Source organism: uncultured Psychroserpens sp. (assembly GCF_947503375.1).
Lineage (GTDB): Bacteria > Bacteroidota > Bacteroidia > Flavobacteriales > Flavobacteriaceae > Psychroserpens.
Genome location: NZ_CANNDQ010000006.1, coordinates 162,050 through 179,041, shown reverse-complemented (window position 1 = coordinate 179,041; position 16,992 = coordinate 162,050). Strand labels below are relative to the sequence as shown.

The 16,992-nt window shown below is 32.5% G+C and carries 17 protein-coding genes; 9 read left to right on the top strand and 8 right to left on the bottom strand.

Features of this window, described 5'->3' with window-relative positions:
* Window positions 1–48: 48 nt before the first annotated feature.
* On the bottom strand, window positions 49–1,188 hold the full coding sequence (locus Q0876_RS11700; protein WP_299228069.1) for a M14 family zinc carboxypeptidase: 1,140 nt from the start codon (window positions 1,186–1,188) through the stop codon (window positions 49–51).
* 304 nt (window positions 1,189–1,492) lie between these two features.
* Here Q0876_RS11700 and Q0876_RS11695 point away from each other — a divergent pair, with 304 nt between their 5' ends.
* The 3 genes from Q0876_RS11695 (at window position 1,493) to Q0876_RS11685 (ending at window position 3,133) form a co-directional block, all read left to right on the top strand.
* A complete protein-coding gene (locus Q0876_RS11695; RefSeq protein ID WP_299228067.1) occupies window positions 1,493–1,870 on the top strand; it encodes a helix-turn-helix transcriptional regulator in 378 nt (125 codons plus the stop codon).
* Between the two features lie 76 nt (window positions 1,871–1,946).
* Window positions 1,947–2,333 carry a hypothetical protein gene (locus tag Q0876_RS11690; protein WP_299228065.1) on the top strand — a complete coding sequence of 129 codons (387 nt, stop codon included), beginning with the start codon at window positions 1,947–1,949 and terminating at the stop codon, window positions 2,331–2,333.
* Between the two features lie 2 nt (window positions 2,334–2,335).
* Window positions 2,336–3,133 (top strand): TerC family protein, encoded by a 798-nt coding sequence (locus Q0876_RS11685; RefSeq protein ID WP_299228063.1) that lies wholly within the window; start codon window positions 2,336–2,338, stop codon window positions 3,131–3,133.
* A 147-nt stretch (window positions 3,134–3,280) separates the two neighbouring features.
* Here Q0876_RS11685 and Q0876_RS11680 read toward each other — a convergent pair whose 3' ends face one another.
* The 6 genes from Q0876_RS11680 to ychF all read right to left on the bottom strand — a co-directional run bounded on the left by Q0876_RS11680 (window position 3,281) and on the right by ychF (window position 10,343).
* The gene (locus Q0876_RS11680; protein ID WP_299228061.1) at window positions 3,281–5,953 is read right to left on the bottom strand and encodes a DNA gyrase/topoisomerase IV subunit A; all 2,673 of its coding nucleotides are present in this window, start codon (window positions 5,951–5,953) and stop codon (window positions 3,281–3,283) included.
* A 3-nt stretch (window positions 5,954–5,956) separates the two neighbouring features.
* A complete protein-coding gene (locus tag Q0876_RS11675) occupies window positions 5,957–6,325 on the bottom strand; it encodes a hypothetical protein (RefSeq protein ID WP_299228059.1) in 369 nt (122 codons plus the stop codon).
* Between the two features lie 128 nt (window positions 6,326–6,453).
* Complete coding sequence (locus Q0876_RS11670) at window positions 6,454–6,774, bottom strand: hypothetical protein (protein ID WP_299228057.1); 321 nt, start codon at window positions 6,772–6,774, stop codon at window positions 6,454–6,456.
* 29 nt (window positions 6,775–6,803) lie between these two features.
* Window positions 6,804–8,663 carry a DNA topoisomerase IV subunit B gene (locus Q0876_RS11665; RefSeq protein ID WP_299228055.1) on the bottom strand — a complete coding sequence of 620 codons (1,860 nt, stop codon included), beginning with the start codon at window positions 8,661–8,663 and terminating at the stop codon, window positions 6,804–6,806.
* A gap of 118 nt (window positions 8,664–8,781) precedes the next feature.
* Window positions 8,782–9,246, bottom strand: coding sequence for an SRPBCC family protein (locus tag Q0876_RS11660; protein WP_299228053.1), 465 nt, complete (start codon window positions 9,244–9,246; stop codon window positions 8,782–8,784).
* Between the two features lie 2 nt (window positions 9,247–9,248).
* Window positions 9,249–10,343 (bottom strand): redox-regulated ATPase YchF, encoded by a 1,095-nt coding sequence (ychF, locus tag Q0876_RS11655; protein WP_299228051.1) that lies wholly within the window; start codon window positions 10,341–10,343, stop codon window positions 9,249–9,251.
* Between the two features lie 86 nt (window positions 10,344–10,429).
* Here ychF and Q0876_RS11650 point away from each other — a divergent pair, with 86 nt between their 5' ends.
* Both Q0876_RS11650 and Q0876_RS11645 read left to right on the top strand, forming a co-directional pair.
* Window positions 10,430–10,909 (top strand): hypothetical protein, encoded by a 480-nt coding sequence (locus Q0876_RS11650; RefSeq protein ID WP_299228049.1) that lies wholly within the window; start codon window positions 10,430–10,432, stop codon window positions 10,907–10,909.
* A gap of 60 nt (window positions 10,910–10,969) precedes the next feature.
* Window positions 10,970–12,442, top strand: coding sequence for a carboxypeptidase-like regulatory domain-containing protein (locus tag Q0876_RS11645; protein ID WP_299228048.1), 1,473 nt, complete (start codon window positions 10,970–10,972; stop codon window positions 12,440–12,442).
* A 63-nt stretch (window positions 12,443–12,505) separates the two neighbouring features.
* Here Q0876_RS11645 and Q0876_RS11640 read toward each other — a convergent pair whose 3' ends face one another.
* Window positions 12,506–12,859: a 4Fe-4S dicluster domain-containing protein gene (locus tag Q0876_RS11640; protein ID WP_299228046.1), complete on the bottom strand. Its 354-nt coding sequence runs from the start codon at window positions 12,857–12,859 to the stop codon at window positions 12,506–12,508.
* A gap of 75 nt (window positions 12,860–12,934) precedes the next feature.
* On the opposite strand from Q0876_RS11640, the gene Q0876_RS11635 reads away from it, so the two are divergent.
* From Q0876_RS11635 to Q0876_RS11620, 4 genes are all read left to right on the top strand, one after another.
* On the top strand, window positions 12,935–13,996 hold the full coding sequence (locus tag Q0876_RS11635; RefSeq protein WP_299228044.1) for an acyl-CoA reductase: 1,062 nt from the start codon (window positions 12,935–12,937) through the stop codon (window positions 13,994–13,996).
* 105 nt (window positions 13,997–14,101) lie between these two features.
* A complete protein-coding gene (gene serC, locus Q0876_RS11630; protein ID WP_299228042.1) occupies window positions 14,102–15,163 on the top strand; it encodes a 3-phosphoserine/phosphohydroxythreonine transaminase in 1,062 nt (353 codons plus the stop codon).
* A gap of 3 nt (window positions 15,164–15,166) precedes the next feature.
* Window positions 15,167–16,120 (top strand): D-2-hydroxyacid dehydrogenase, encoded by a 954-nt coding sequence (locus Q0876_RS11625; RefSeq protein ID WP_299228040.1) that lies wholly within the window; start codon window positions 15,167–15,169, stop codon window positions 16,118–16,120.
* 101 nt (window positions 16,121–16,221) lie between these two features.
* On the top strand, window positions 16,222–16,863 hold the full coding sequence (locus Q0876_RS11620) for a DUF937 domain-containing protein (protein ID WP_299228038.1): 642 nt from the start codon (window positions 16,222–16,224) through the stop codon (window positions 16,861–16,863).
* Window positions 16,864–16,992: the final 129 nt, after the last annotated feature.

Sequence of the window (16,992 nt, the reverse complement as noted above, 5' to 3'; positions counted from 1 at the left end):
ATTTTATACAAAAATAAAGCAAAATAGATGAAGATAATGCACTAAATACTAGTTTTTTTTCAATTTCAATGAGATTTTTTCATTATTTATCAATACGAAATCGTTTTCGCTTTGCGCTTTAAGCTGATTATTTTCAGCACTAAAAACCTCATAACCATTGGCATCAATCTCTCTATGTGCAAAAAATGAACTCAAATCTGAAATTTTCTCAATTTTTGGAATAAAATGTATCGTGTTGTTGATCAATTTTTCAACATAAACGATACCTATATCTAATTTTGAGGTGTTTCGTATAATAATATCATAGAATAACTTACGGTTTTCTGGAATAGCAAAATAACCACTGTAAGATTTCCCATCAATATCATGATTTGAAATATGATATATAGCAATTAGTAGCGACTGGAATATATATTCACGAGTTACTTCTCTATAATAATCATTAGTAAAATGCCCAGCTTCAAACAAAATAGTAGGCACATTCATACTCTGAAACGTATCACCAACACAATTACTATTAAATGCATCATCATAAATACCTATTTGACCAAATATTTGTTCTTGCAAAGTTGTATTCATAATTGTTATGAGTTCCATAGCTATTTTACGTGTTGAGGTTACCGTGCACTCGATATCTTGTGCAGGCGCTAAAAAGGATACAGTAGCTGGATAATTTGTATTACCAACACTAAAAATAGTACGCTGACCATGCAAGTTAAAACAGAAATCTGGTTTAAACAGCTCAAACTCTCGCCTTAAAACTTGACTTTCAGGTTGTGATAGATCCTGAGCATCTCTATTTAAATCGATATTGTTTGCATTTAACCTTGTGTAAGCCTTAGCACCGTCAGGGTTTAAAATTGGAATGATCTTTAGTGTGCAATGCATTAATATAGATTTCGACAGGACTTCATCAGCTAATAATAAATTTAAAATATCAAAAACTGCTTTAGTCGTTGTGCTTTCATTTCCATGCATTTGCGACCACATTAGCACCTTTTTAGAACCAGAACCAATTGTAATGCTATAAATAAGTTCATTATTCACTGAGTAACCAATGGCTTTTATAAATGGTTTCAAATCTTCACTATTAAGCAAAGAGCGTATTTTATCTGTATGAATATAACGTCCCTCTAGAGAAGATTCTTTATAGGATTTAAAATAAGTTTTAAGTGTTTTTACTTGCATATAAAATAGATGACAATGACAAAGGTAAACAATTGTAAATTCACAACTGTAAACAAGTATAGCCTAATCATTTGATTACACTAGTAAACAACTGTTTAAAATTCAACTTAAAGGACAGTAGCTAATTTATTTGTTAGAGCTTTTAAAATTATTTTATAATTTTAAAAATTAATAATCAGTTATTTAAATATATTTATTTAAAGTTAAAGTTTACTTATTTTTAGAGATTTAAGTATATTATTTTAATTATTTTCAAAATAAGTTTACATTTGCAACGTTAATTAATTATTCATATTTGTTTACAATGATAAACATCGAAGATTTCACAAAACGACTACAAAAAGTGATGGATTACTACGGCGAATCTGCATCATCTTTTGCCGAAAAAATTGGTGTTCAGCGTTCAAGTATTTCTCATATCTTATCAGGTAGAAACAAACCGAGTTTGGATTTTGTTTTAAAAGTTCTCTCCTCTTTTCCTGAAGTAGATTTATATTGGTTAATGAATGGTCGCGGTAAATTTCCTACTGAAATAAAAAACGAAGCAGCAACTAGCAATATTCCATTAAATACAGATATTGTTTCAGAATTACCCAATACTTCTGAGTCAACAGATAAAGTAATAGAACGCATCGTTATTTTCTATAAAGATGGTACGTTTAAGAATTTTAAAAATTCTTAGTCTTTAGGTTAGTTTTCAAAGATCTTAATTCACATATTCAAATACCATTTTGTAATTTTGTGTAAAATATTCTTATATGAGGTTTCTGTTTGTTTTGCTATGCTTTCTTTTGCTATATGGTTGTTATGAAAATCAGCGTAATTGCTCAGATTTTAAGACAGGAACATTTGAGTTTACCTATATTCTTGATGGTGTTGAAAAAACAGGTAGATTTATCCGAACTGAAACTATAAATATTGATTATTTTGATAATAAGATAGATACAGCTTCCATTAGATGGATCAATGATTGTGAGTTCGTACAGAAAGCAATTCATCCTAAATCTAAAACTGAAGAAAAACCTATTCATTTTAAAATTTTGAGCACGACTGAAGATACATACACCTTTGAATATCAGCTCGCCATTAAAGAGCCATATAAAAAAGTAAGAAAAGAACAAGCGACAGCGAAAAAAATCAACTAATTATGTTAGAGTTTTTAGTAACTAGTGAAGCCATAATGGCGTTGTTAACATTAACATTTCTAGAAATTATACTTGGTATAGATAATATTGTTTTTATTTCTATTGCTGCAAATAAACTACCTGAAGAACAACGCTCAAAAGCAACTAACATTGGATTATTGCTTGCCATGGCACAACGTATTGTACTTTTGTTTTTTGTTTCTTTTCTAGTGGCTTTATCTGAACCTTTCTATTCTATCGAAAACTCTTGGCTAGAATTACATATAAGTTGGCAAGCCATTATCTTGTTTTGTGGAGGGTTGTTTTTAATTTATAAAAGCACTTCAGAAATTAGAGAAAAAGTAAATGATCCTGCACATGATGAAGACGAAGTTAAAAACAAAAAGATCAAATCATTATCGCAGGCATTAACTCAAATATTAATTATTGATTTTATCTTTTCTATCGATTCTATATTAACTGCTGTTGGAATGACTAACGGATTACATCCGAATAGCAATTACACATTGGTACTTATGATTATTGCAGTTATGATCTCTATTATTATTATGATTGGCTTTGCAAATCCAATAAGAAAATTTATTGAAAAGAACCCAAGTATACAAATGTTGGGATTAGCTTTTTTAATTTTAATTGGATTCATGCTTGTTACCGAAGCAGCTCATCTATCACACACAGAATTCTTTGGAAACTCTGTAGGTGCCATACCTAAAGGATATCTCTATTTTGCAATAGCATTCTCTCTATTTGTTGAGTTTTTAAATTATAAATCAGCCAATAGAAAGAAAAACAGAGCATGAAAATCTTATTTGTATGTTCAGCCAATAAACAACGCTCTAAAACAACTGAAGACTATTTTTCTTCAAAATGTATAGCATAATTCTTAGTTTTTAGATATTTGAAAATAAGTGTATTATCTCCTATCAGTATCATACTGAGACTGCATACTAAAACAATGTTACTTGACCCTTATCGTCAATATCTAGATCATTGTTATCAGATTTTGAATCTTGTTCAGCTTTTGAAACACCCTCAGGCTCTTTTGCATCAGTCATTTCTTTAGTAATCTCTTTTTCATCAACCACCTCAATATCTTCAGCATGCACTTCTTCTGGTGCTTGATATGGCAACGGGTCTAATAGATTAATTTGATTAATTTTATCTTTCGTTAATTGGTTACCTAAAGCCGTAATTCCTTTTACAGCAATAAATGCCTCAAGATTCACAGCTTCATTTTCTTTACGATCTTTTCCTCTCTCTTTGGTAAATTCAATCTCAGCCATAGGTTTCCAATCTGTTGAAACTATTTCTAATTGAGAATTTGGATGATCAGATATAAAAGACTCTTCTTTGCCTTCATTTTCAATTAAAAAACGCTTCACATAATAGAGTTCTTTTTCGCCATGATAATAAATAACAGAAATAGGTTTTTTCGGAATCCATTTTTCCAAGACAATCATATCATTGTCAAAATGTGTGGTCAATTCTGGCAAGATAGTTTTTACAACTCCAGATTGCGTAATGATCAATAACCTATCTTCACCTCTAAATTCACCTATTAGCTCACCTCGTCCATCTACATTAAGGCGTTGAACTGTATCATCGAACCATATTTTACGAGGCTTTAGGGTTGACACCCCTTTTTCTTTGAGTTCGATTTTCTTGACAGAATATTTCGTGACCAAATTCCCTTTTGAAGCTCGACCTTTTATAAGAACCTCAGCAAAGTCTAAATCCCATTTTAATTTCTTGATGCTACCAACCTGACGTAAATAAATAGTAATTACTTCTGCTTCACCATTAGGATTTGCTGAAAAATACCATACTTTTGAACCTTTATTTCCATTGGTCATATCATACTCGCGATCACGAGTAACCGAAGTAACTGAAAAACGCTTCACGTAAGTAGGCCCTTTGCTTCCATCACGATAAATCATATTGTAAATAGTACGCTTGTCCTTCTTTTTAAACACAGCTACATGAATTATATCCTTACCAATAAAGGTTTTACTATCAACTTTTGTAATCATCATTTTACCGTCTCTAGTAAAAACAATAATATCGTCTATATCACTACAATCACAAACATATTCATCACGACGTAATGATGTGCCAACAAATCCTTCTTCTCTATTGACGTAAAGTTTTGTGTTACGAATAACCACCTTAGTGGCATCTACGTCTTCAAAGGTTCTAATTTCAGTTTTACGTTCTCTACCCTCTCCATACTCTTTTTTGAGTCTTAGGAAATATGCAATTGCGTAATCGATAAGATTTTCTAAATGATGTTTTACTTCTGAAATTTGATCTTCAAGAGCATCAATCTTCTGTTGTGCTTTGTCAATATCGAATTTAGAAATACGTTTAATTCTAATTTCTGTCAGACGCACAATATCGTCATCAGTGATAGCTCGTTTTAAGTGCTTGATATGTGGCTGTAGTCCTTTGTCAATTGCTTTTATAACACCTTCCCATGTTTCCTCTTCTTCAATATCGCGATAGATTCGTTTTTCTATAAAAATACGCTCTAGAGACGCAAAATGCCATTGTTCTTCAAATTCTCTTAATTTAATCTCTAGCTCACTTTTTAATAACTGGACTGTATTATCTGTAGAACGACGCAACATCTCTGAAACACCTACAAATAATGGCTTATTATCTTCAATAACACAGCCTAAGGGAGAGATTGATACTTCACAATTTGTAAATGCATATAAGGCATCAATAGTTTTATCTGGAGAAATACCTGATGGCAGGTGTACTAAAATCTCTACATCAGCTGCTGTATTATCTTCAATTTTCTTGATCTTGATCTTACCCTTATCATTGGCTTTTAAGATAGAATCAATCAAAGAGGAAGTATTGGTTCCAAAAGGAATTTCAGTAATGACCAATGTGTTTTTGTCTAGCTGTGATATTTTGGCTCGTACACGAACTTTCCCTCCACGCAAACCATCACTATAATTTGATACATCAGCTATTCCAGCAGTTGGAAAATCGGGTACAATTGTAAAACGTTTCCCTTTTAAATGCTTTACAGAAGCATCGATAAGCTCTATAAAATTATGTGGTAGTATTTTAGTAGATAACCCAACTGCAATTCCTTCACCACCTTGCGCCAATAATAGCGGAAACATAACAGGTAAATTTATTGGCTCTTTGCGCCTACCATCATAACTAGCTTGCCATTCAGTGATTTTAGGATTATACACAACATCTAAAGCAAACTTAGACAATCTTGCTTCAATATAACGCGAGGCAGCTGCACTATCACCAGTTAATATGTTTCCCCAGTTTCCTTGAGTGTCTATCAACAGATCTTTTTGCCCAATTTGCACCATAGCATCAGCTATACTTGCATCTCCATGCGGATGATATTGCATCGTATGACCTACGATGTTTGCAACTTTATTATAACGACCATCATCTAGGTCTTTCATTGAATGCATAATACGTCGCTGTACTGGTTTAAATCCATCTTCTATTGCAGGAACAGCACGCTCTAAAATAACATAAGATGCATAATCAAGAAACCAATCTTTATACATACCAGTAACTCTGGTGATGGTTTCATTATTCTCTTCTTGTTCGTTTATTAAATCCTTATTTTCTTCGCTCATTAATTAGGTGGCTTTTCTATTGGCTTTAATTATTTTATTTAGCGATTGTCTAATATATTTTCGTTTACGTGGGGAAACTAAAGTAACATTAAAGGTTTCTCTTGTTTTGTGCCCTCTAGATTCTCTTAGATAAAATGTTAGCGACTTGTAAATGAAATAATTTTTAAATGTGTAGCTTATCAATTTTTCTTTTTCAAATTCAAGCAGTTTCTCTCTATAGTTGAAGTGATCCGATAATAGCAATCCTTTATTAATAACAACAACTTTAACTCCATCACTATCATACTCAAAATAGCGTGAAATAAAATGTACTGCAAAGAATATCAATACAAAACCAGAGAGAATATAACTGAACGGTATATTATTACTCAAAAACTTCAATGTATTAGGAAAAAAAGTTAATGCAAACATTAATACTACCAATATAAAATATATTGATATAATTGAATTTTTTACTCTTGAGTTATCGGTACGCATTTCTGTTAAAATACATTTTTTATCTAATTAATCTCGATATTAAAGTCTTTTAGAACTTCAATAAATTCCTTTTTACTTATGGTTAAGCTTAATCTTTCTTGATCTTTTGTTTTTAGTGTTAATGTCAATTGGTCAGAATGCTTTGTTATGGACTCCTTAGTAATAAAATCAAAAAAATTTGAAGCATTAATTTCTTTGCCATTAACCTTTAAAATTTCATCGCCATAAGCGATTTTACTTTTAATATCTTTATCCCAAACATAACCAACTACAATTTTATTATTCTTTAGTGTTTGTGTAAACCCAAATCTAGGTTTGCTCAAATCCGTTACTTTAGAGTTCATATCAAAATAAAATCGTTTATGCTTATAATCTATTTCTCGTCTTCAACCAAATCTAATTCTACTTTTAGATTTTCAATGATGAATTCCTGCCTAGTTGGTGTGTTTTTCCCCATATAAAAAGACAACAATTCTTCAATAGACATGTCTTTATCTAACATTACAGGATCTAAGCGAATGTCTTCTCCAATAAAATGCACAAACTCATCTGGCGAAATTTCACCAAGACCTTTAAATCGTGTAATTTCAGGTTTAGGTTTTAATTTTTCAATAGCGTTTCTTCGTTCTTCTTCTGAATAACAATAGATGGTTTCCTTTTTGTTCCGAACTCTAAATAAAGGCGTTTGCAAAATATATAAATGACCTTCCTTGATTACTTCAGGAAAGAATTGTAAGAAGAAAGTGATTAACAATAATCTGATATGCATCCCATCTACATCTGCATCTGTTGCAATAACGATATTATTATAACGCAAATCTTCTAAAGACTCTTCAATATTCAATGCAGCTTGTAAAAGATTGAATTCTTCATTTTCGTAAACAATTTTTTTACTTAAACCATAAGAGTTTAAAGGCTTTCCTTTTAAACTAAAAACAGCTTGCGTATTTACATCTCTTGACTTAGTAATGCTACCCGAAGCTGAATCTCCCTCAGTAATAAATAAGGTAGTTTCAAGATTACGTTCATTTTTAGTATCGCCAAAATGCACACGACAGTCACGCAATTTCTTGTTGTGAAGATTTGCTTTTTTCGCTCTGTCTTTTGCAAGTTTTCGTATGCCAGAAAGTTCTTTTCGTTCACGTTCAGCTTGCAATATTTTTCGCTGTATTTTTTCTGCAGTATCTGGATTCTTATGCAAATAATTGTCCAGATAAGTTTTCATGAAATCATTAATATAGGTTCTAACCGTTGGTAAATCGCCTCCCATATCTGTTGAGCCAAGTTTGGTTTTGGTCTGGCTTTCAAAAACAGGCTCCATTACTTTTATTGAAATTGCAGAGGCAACAGATTTACGTATGTCTGACGCTTCATAATTTTTCCCATAGAACTCTCGAAGTGTTTTCACCAAGGCCTCTCTAAAAGCTGACAAATGTGTACCACCTTGAGTTGTGTTTTGCCCATTAACAAAACTATGATATTCCTCATTGTATTGTGTTTTACTGTGCGTAAGCGCAATCTCGATATCATCACCTTTTAAATGAATGATAGGATATAGCCTATCTGTTTCAGTAATATTTTCTGACAACAAATCCTTAAGACCGTTTTCACTAAAATACTTTTCGCCATTGAATACAATAGTTAATCCTGGATTCAGATACACATAGTTTTTAAGCATTTTTGAAACATACTCATTTCTATATTTATAGTTCTTGAAAATGGTGTCGTCTGGTATGAATGAGACCTTTGTTCCTTTTCTTCTAGAAGTATCATCTAATAGGTCTTCATTAGTGAGTGTCCCTTGTTCAAATTCTGCTGAAGCAGATTTACCATCACGTGTAGACTCAACTCTAAAATAATTAGACAAAGCATTTACCGCTTTGGTTCCTACACCATTTAGACCAACCGATTTTTTAAAGGCTCTAGAATCGTATTTTCCACCTGTATTCATTTTAGAAACTACATCAACAACCTTTCCTAATGGAATACCACGACCATAATCTCTAACGATTACTTTATTTCCTTGTATTGAAATCTCTATTGTTTTTCCAGCTCCCATAACGTACTCATCAATAGAGTTATCTAAAACCTCTTTCAAAAGTATGTATATGCCATCATCTGGCGACGAGCCATCACCTAATTTACCTATATACATTCCTGGTCGCATTCGGATGTGTTCTTTCCAATCGAGCGAGCGTATGTTTTCTTCGGTATATTTGGTTTCCTGAGACATAAAATAGATGAAAAAATTTGATAGAATGCTAATATAGCATAACGCTATAAAAAATGAAATAGGGTTTGCACAAAGTAATTAACAATAAAAGCCCAATTTTGTTGAGAACATTACGGTTTTAGTGTTCAATAGACATTTCTTCTGCTTTAGACTTTAGAAAAACATTTCTAGTGGTCAATAATTGTGTCATGTAACGTTTTAAAAACAACACATTTGCTATTTTCCCTAAGATACCAAAAGGCGACTGAAAGTGAAACTTATCAATCATCAATGTTGCCTCATTTTTCGTTTGAAAAATGTGTTCATGTTTAAATGATTTAAAAGCACCAGAGACCATTTCATCAACAAAGTAATTAGGTCTATCAAACTGAGTGATCTTTGAGGTAAGGTGTTGATTAACACCAAAGTGTTTTGCTTCCCACGTTACCCATTCATTGAGTTCTATTAAACCCGAGGTTCTACCAGCAATGGCCTTTTCGTTTGAGTGTTTTAAAGATGCTTTATGAAAATCAATATCTCTAGATAGGTCAAAACAAGTTTGAATATCTGCTTTAATAAGTGTTTTAATCTCTATTAGTGGCATCTTTATACATTAAACAAAAAGTGCATTACATCACCATCTTTAACGATATAATTCTTTCCTTCAACACGCATTTTTCCAGCTTCTTTAACTTTCGATTCGCTTCCGTAGCTCACATAATCATCATAAGCTATGACCTCTGCTCTAATAAATCCTTTTTCAAAATCGGTATGAATTACACCAGCTGCTTGAGGCGCCGTAGCACCAATATCTACTGTCCAAGCACGAACTTCTTTTTCTCCTGCAGTAAAATAAGTTTGTTGATTTAATAGCTTATATGCAGAACGTATCAATTTTGATGAACCCGGTTCGTCTAAACCAATATCCTGGAGAAACATTTGACGTTCTTCATAATCATCTAATTCATTGATATCTGCTTCTGTTCCTACTGCAAGTACTAGGACTTCAGCATGTTCATCTCTTACAGAATTACGAACACTTTCTACGTAAGCATTTCCAGAAACAGCACTTGCTTCATCTACATTACAAACGTACATTACAGGTTTAGCAGTTATGAGTTGTGCAGGCTTCACAAATTCTTCTTGTTCATCATCACTGAAGTCTAAAGCTCTTACTGACTTTCCAGTCTCAAGTCCTTCTTTGAGCCTTAATAGAATAGCTTCTTCTTTTTGAGCTTCTTTATTTCCGGTTTTGGCCGCACGTTTGACTTTATCAAGCTTTTTCTCAACAGTTTCTAAGTCTTTAAGCTGAAGCTCCATATCAATCGTCTCTTTGTCGCGAATTGGATTTACACTTCCATCTACATGAACAATATTATCATTATCAAAACAACGCAACACATGAAGAATTGCATCAGTTTCACGAATATTACCTAGAAATTGATTACCAAGACCTTCACCTTTACTAGCTCCTTTTACCAAACCAGCAATATCAACAATCTCAACTGTTGCTGGGATTACACGTTCAGGGTTGACTAAGGTCTCTAATTTTTCAAGCCTTGGATCAGGAACATTAACTACGCCAATATTTGGTTCGATTGTACAAAACGGAAAATTTGCACTCTGTGCTTTTGCATTTGATAAACAGTTAAACAATGTTGATTTTCCTACGTTTGGTAATCCTACTATTCCAGCTTTCATAATTTGTAAATTTGCGATTGCAAATATAGCTTTATTCTTTAATAAAATAAGTAGGTACTTTAACCGTTTTAAGACAAAAATTCACAATGAAACATTTAACTATTCTAATCTTGACTCTTATAATACTAAACTCTTGTGTTGCTGCCTATAAAATTCAAACCAAATCTTTTAGGGATTTTGATGCATCTTCAACAGTTAATAAAGCTTTTGTAATAAATAAAGATAGTTTGCTTGAAGAGTATAAAATTTTGAAACATTCAAAACTATTTGAGTTTACTAATGATAGTACAAATGCAATAAAAATAAAGCTTCATCAACTAAAAAGGCTACCACAACCATCGTGTGGCAATCTAATGACAGGTTCTATGTTAACATTGGGTCAGCTTCCAGCACGATTTCCTGAAACTTATATTTACAGATTTGATCTTATTGAAAATGAAAATGTTGCAAAAAAAGAGATTCAGCTTAAAATAGATCAACATTTATGGTTTTGGAATATATTTTCTAACAAGAAAAACTTTAACAAACAAGCTGGTATAGTATTAAGAGGCAGTTTAGCAAAATAAAATGCATTTTAGTAACAAATAAGACTAATAATCGTCGTGAAATTTTAAACCATCATCACTATGAAAAGATATTTAACACTAATTGCCGTACTGACTATTGCATACATATCACAAGCTCAAAATTTAACTGCAAAGATTATTGATGCAACTACCAAAGAACCTATCCCTTTTGTTGCTGTCCAGACTGCAAAATACAAAGGTGTGATATCTAATGACGATGGGATTTTTATAATTAATATTGAAGATACTTCTTCAAATCAAATTACGCTATCATGTTTAGGCTACAATACACTAACCGTGAGTATTGACGATTTAAAAGCATCAAATTTCCTATTAATGCTTCAACCTGCAACTAATGAGTTAGATACGATTTATTTAAGCAATACAAGACCTAATGTAGACTCTATAGTTGCTAAGGTAAATAGAAATTTGGTTAAAAATTATAGAACAGATTCACTCAAATATAGTTTCTTCTACAGAGAGACCTCTTATATAGATTTTAAGAATTTAGATTTTGAAGTGAAAAAAGCGTCACATTTCAAAAAAAGACAATTGGTTGATGCAAATGATAATTTACGTAGAATGTCTGATGAAATCATGACTAGTAATTATGTGAATTTTACAGACATTACTGGCGATTTACTCATTTTAAATCCTAAGAAAAAGAAATTAACAGTTGAAAAAGCGACGAAGATCGTCAATTCAAAAAAAGACTTTTCAATAGATAAAGTACAAGAAAAAGCACAAAATATTGTTCTCAAATACCTAGATACCACAAAGACCTATAAGTTAAAAACCGGATTATTTAAAATAGAAGATTCGCTATCCCTTGTAGAAAAGGATAGTGATAAAGGTAAAAATGAATTTGAACTCAAAAACCTTAAAAGTAGATCAGCCTCACTCCTATCACAACTCGGAAGTAATGGTATTTTAAAAACGATTCTCAATACTGATGATTACGAATACACATTAGAAAACATTACCTTTAATAAAGGTGAAATGATTTATTCAATCCTCTTTGAGCCAAGGCGTTCTCGAGCAAAATTTACTGGCCGCATATATGTATCAGATGACACCTACGCCATATTAAAATTAGATTATCGTTATTCTGAGGGAAAGCGTGGAGATAAATTAAACTTGAGACTCATCCTAGGTGTAAAGTACATTGAAAATGTTAATCAAGGCACAATTATATATAGAGAAAATGATCTAGGTTTTTATGAGCCAAGATATATTAAGAGTGAATCTGGAGAATATTTCTATGTACATAGACCTTTAAAGTTTATAGAAAACAGTTCTGAACGCAATAAAACTGCCTTCGATTTTAAAATTGAAGGCAACACAAAAGGTCGAGAAGAATTATTACTCTCAAGTGTTACAGAAATTAGCGCTTCAGACTTTGAAGCTGCTTCTGAAGCTAAAAAAGTACCTTACGAATCTTTGCGCAAATACGATGCTACGATTTGGACAGGTAAAGAAACACTAGCACCTACAAATGAATTGAAAATGTTTGAAGTAAAAGATGAAGAGTAATAAAAGGACTAAGCATCATATTATATAGGAAAGGGGCTATTGGATAAGATAGTAATTGAATACTTAATCTTCAGGATGCATGAAACGTTGTTTTCCTAAAAGTTCTTCTTCAGTCTCTACGTGATTCTCATCAGGCACACAACAATCAACAGGACAAACCGCTGCACATTGAGGTTCCTCATGAAAGCCCATACACTCTGTGCATTTATCTGGAGCTATATAGTACACTTCGTCACTTATTGGTTCTTGAGTTTCATCAGCATCAACTTCCTTTCCATTAGGTAAAACGATCTTGCCCTCTAGGCTTGTTCCATCCTTATATCGCCAATCATCAGCACCTTCATATATAGCAGTATTCGGGCACTCAGGCTCACAAGCACCACAATTAATACATTCGTCAGTTATTATAATTGCCATAGTAATTCTTCTTTTTTATTGCGTAAATTTGCAAATGCAAAAATAAAGCCAAAACATCGTATAACCAAACGCAACATGGATTTACAACAAAGAATTAACGCTTTTGTAAAATTAGGTGATTTTTTAAGCCAATTTTCTTCTAAAAGCATCTCAAAAAAAAATCATATTCAACACAACGATTTGTTCTTTGATGGTTTTTTGCATCAAATCAAATTAGCTCAAGAACATAATGGCTGGTTCACAAAAGAAAATATCATATTTGCAATAGAAGGCTGGTCTAAACAATTAAAAAACAATACTATTAATCAATGGTTACTAAAGTATGAGTTTAATAAAGAATCTCTAAAAACTATAGCGATTATTATGGCAGGAAACATTCCTTTGGTTGGATTTCATGATTTTCTATCTGTATTAATTTCTGGACAACGTGTTTTAGTGAAGCAATCTTCAAATGACGAACACCTTCTCCCTTTTTTAACAAAATACCTTGAATATGTTGAGCCAGAGTTTAAAGACCGGATTACCTTTACTAAAGACAAACTCGAAGACTTTGATGCTGTTATAGCAACAGGAAGTAACAATACAGCACGTTATTTTGAATATTATTTTAAAAATAAACCATCTATAATTAGAAAAAATAGAAATTCTATTGCCATTTTAACAGGACAAGAAACCAAAGATGAACTAGAATCCCTATCTGAAGATATTTTTAGATACTATGGGTTAGGTTGCAGAAATGTCTCAAAACTTTTCGTTCCAAAACATTACAACTTTAATAACTTTTTCAAAGCAATGTACCAATGGAACCCTATTATCAATCAAAATAAGTATGCCAATAATTATGATTATAACAAAGCTGTGTATTTGATGAGTGAATTTGACATGCTAGAAAACGGTTTTTTAATGCTCAAAAAAGATGAAAGCTTTGCATCTCCCATAGCAACTGTATTTTACGAACCCTACGATTCTTTAAACGAATTAAAACAAACCCTAATATCTAAAAAAGGGCAGATCCAATGTGTTGTAGCAAATGGATTTTCTGATGATGAGGTTAAATTCGGACAAACACAATTACCAAACTTATGGGATTATGCAGATGGTGTTGATACTATTTCGTTTTCGTTGAAAATCTGTTAATAAATTATCTGTTTCATAACATAAGTTTTAACAGAATTTAGCACCTTTGTGACGAATAATAATACAACTCAAGTCTGATAATCCAGACCTAAAAATTAGACACCAATGAAAAGACATAATTTTAGCGCAGGACCTTGTATTCTACCAGGAGAAGTGCTTCAAAAAGCTTCAGAAGCAGTAATTAATTTTGATAACGGATTATCACTTTTAGAAATATCTCACAGGAGCAAGCCTTTTGTTGACGTTATGGAAAACGCTAGAGCTTTAGCACTAGAACTACTCGGATTAGAAGGTAAAGGTTATAAGGCGCTATTCTTACAAGGTGGTGCTAGCACGCAATTTTTGATGGTTGCACTAAATCTATTAGAAAAAAGAGCTGGCTATTTGAACACTGGTACTTGGAGTGATAAAGCTATAAAAGAAGCAAAGATTTATGATGATATCTATGAAGTAGCTTCTTCTAAAGATGCAAATTACAATTATATTCCAAAAGGATACGATATTCCAGCAGAATACGATTATTTTCACTGCACTTCTAATAATACCATTTTTGGTACGCAAATGAAAACATTTCCTAACTCACCAATACCTATGGTGTGTGATATGAGTAGTGATATTTTTTCTCGTCAGCTAGATTTCTCAAAATTTGATCTTATTTATGCTGGCGCACAAAAAAATATGGGACCAGCTGGAGCTACTCTAGTTGTTGTAAAGGAAGATGTATTAGGTAAAGTGTCTCGAAAAATTCCATCGATGATGGATTATAAAGTACACATTAGTAAAAGTAGTATGTTTAATACACCTCCTGTATTTTCGGTTTATGTGTCGATGCTAACCTTGCAATGGCTAAAAAATCTAGGCGGAATTGCTGCCATTGAGAAAGAAAATGAAAAGAAAGCACAATTGATCTATTCAGAAATTGATCTAAATCCACTATTCAAAGGATTTTCAACAAAGGCAGATCGCTCTACAATGAATGCAACATTCACATTAGCAAATGAAGATTTGAAAGAGACTTTTGAAACTATGATTAAAGAAGCTGGAATTAATGGATTAAATGGTCATAGAAGTGTTGGTGGCTATAGAGCATCTATGTATAATGCACTCACTTTGGAAAGTGTAGGAGTATTAGTTGATGTTATGAGTGAATTAGAACGTAAAGCATAAAAAATGAAAGTATTAGCAAACGATGGCGTTTCACAAAGTGGAATTGATGCACTCGAAAGTGCAGGTTTTGAAGTCTCAACAACAACTGTTGCTCAAGAACAGTTGATCAATTATATAAACGAGAACAAAATAGATGTGCTCCTAGTTAGAAGCGCAACTACGGTTCGTAAAGACCTTATTGATGCTTGTAAAAACTTAAAAATTATCGGTCGTGGCGGTGTTGGCATGGACAATATTGATGTAGAATACGCTAGAAGCAAAGGAAAGCATGTTATTAATACTCCAGCAGCATCTTCTCAATCTGTAGCAGAACTTGTTTTTGCTCATTTATTTGGAGGTGTACGCTTCTTGCATGACTCAAATAGAAATATGCCATTAGATGGTGATACTAAATTTAAAGTTTTAAAGAAAAACTATGCTAAAGGCGTAGAATTAAGAGGTAAAACTTTAGGTATAATTGGTTTTGGAAGAATTGGACGCGAAGTTGCAAAAATAGCACTAGGCATAGGTATGAAAGTTATTGCTAGCGACAAGTTTGTAGGTAAAGCAGATGTTAAGGTAGAATTCTATAATGGTCAGTTTATAAATGTTGAAATTGAAACTGAACCCATGGATGATGTTTTAAAACACGCAGATTTTATTACGCTTCACGTTCCTGCTCAAAAAGAATATGTTATTGGTGAAACTCAATTCAATCTAATGAAAGATGGAGTTGGTATTGTCAATGCAGCTCGTGGTGGTGTAATAGATGAAGTTGCCTTAGTGAAAGCATTAGAAAATGGTAAAGTAGCTTTCGCTGGCTTAGATACCTTTGAAAGCGAACCTAATCCTGCTATACAAGTTTTAATGAATGGCAGAGTATCTTTAACACCTCATATTGGTGCTGCAACTAATGAAGCACAAGACAGGATTGGTACAGAGCTTGCAGATCAAATAATTAGTATTCTTAAGCGATAGTTACAAATGTGACCAAAACAAAAAACATGAGTCCTAATATATGTTAGGACTTTTTTGTACCTTGAAAGTCCAATTTTTATTAACCCTATTATTTATATATTATGTCAGGAATTTTAGACTTATTAAACAGTGATCTAGGAAAAACCATTATTAGCGGCGTATCTGGTCAAACCAATCAACCACAAAACAAAACACAAGATGTATTAACTATGGCATTACCTGTGCTCATGGCTGCAATGAAAAGAAATGCTGCTACACCTCAAGGCGCAGAAGGATTAATGGGAGCTCTTAATAATAAGCATGATGGAAGTATTTTAGATAATCTAGGAGGACTATTTAGTGGTGGTGTTGATGATAACGTTATGACTGATGGAAGTAAAATTCTTGGACATGTATTAGGTAATAAACAACAACGTGTTGAACAAACCTTAGGAGCAAAAGCTGGCATGGATGCCAACTCTGTTGCACAAATATTGAAAGTGGCAGCACCAATTTTAATGGGTGTGCTAGGAAAACAAACACGCCAAAATAATGTAAATAACCCAAGTGGATTAGAAGGCTTACTTGGTGGATTATTAGGCGGAAATTCGCAACCTCAAGAACAAAGCTTTTTAGAATCTATATTAGATGCAGATGGTGACGGAAGCGTTATAGATGATGTTGCTGGAATGGTTTTAGGCGGCAACAAGAAAAAAAGTGGTCTTGGCGGACTACTAGGTGGTCTTTTTGGTGGAAAGAATTAAATTATTTATCTATTATATAAAAAAGCCAAACTTAAGTTTGGCTTTTTTTGTTAATATCTAGTTTACTCATTAGAATGTACGCTTTACTCATTACTACTTTTCACAAAAAGAATTCTAACTTATTTTTGA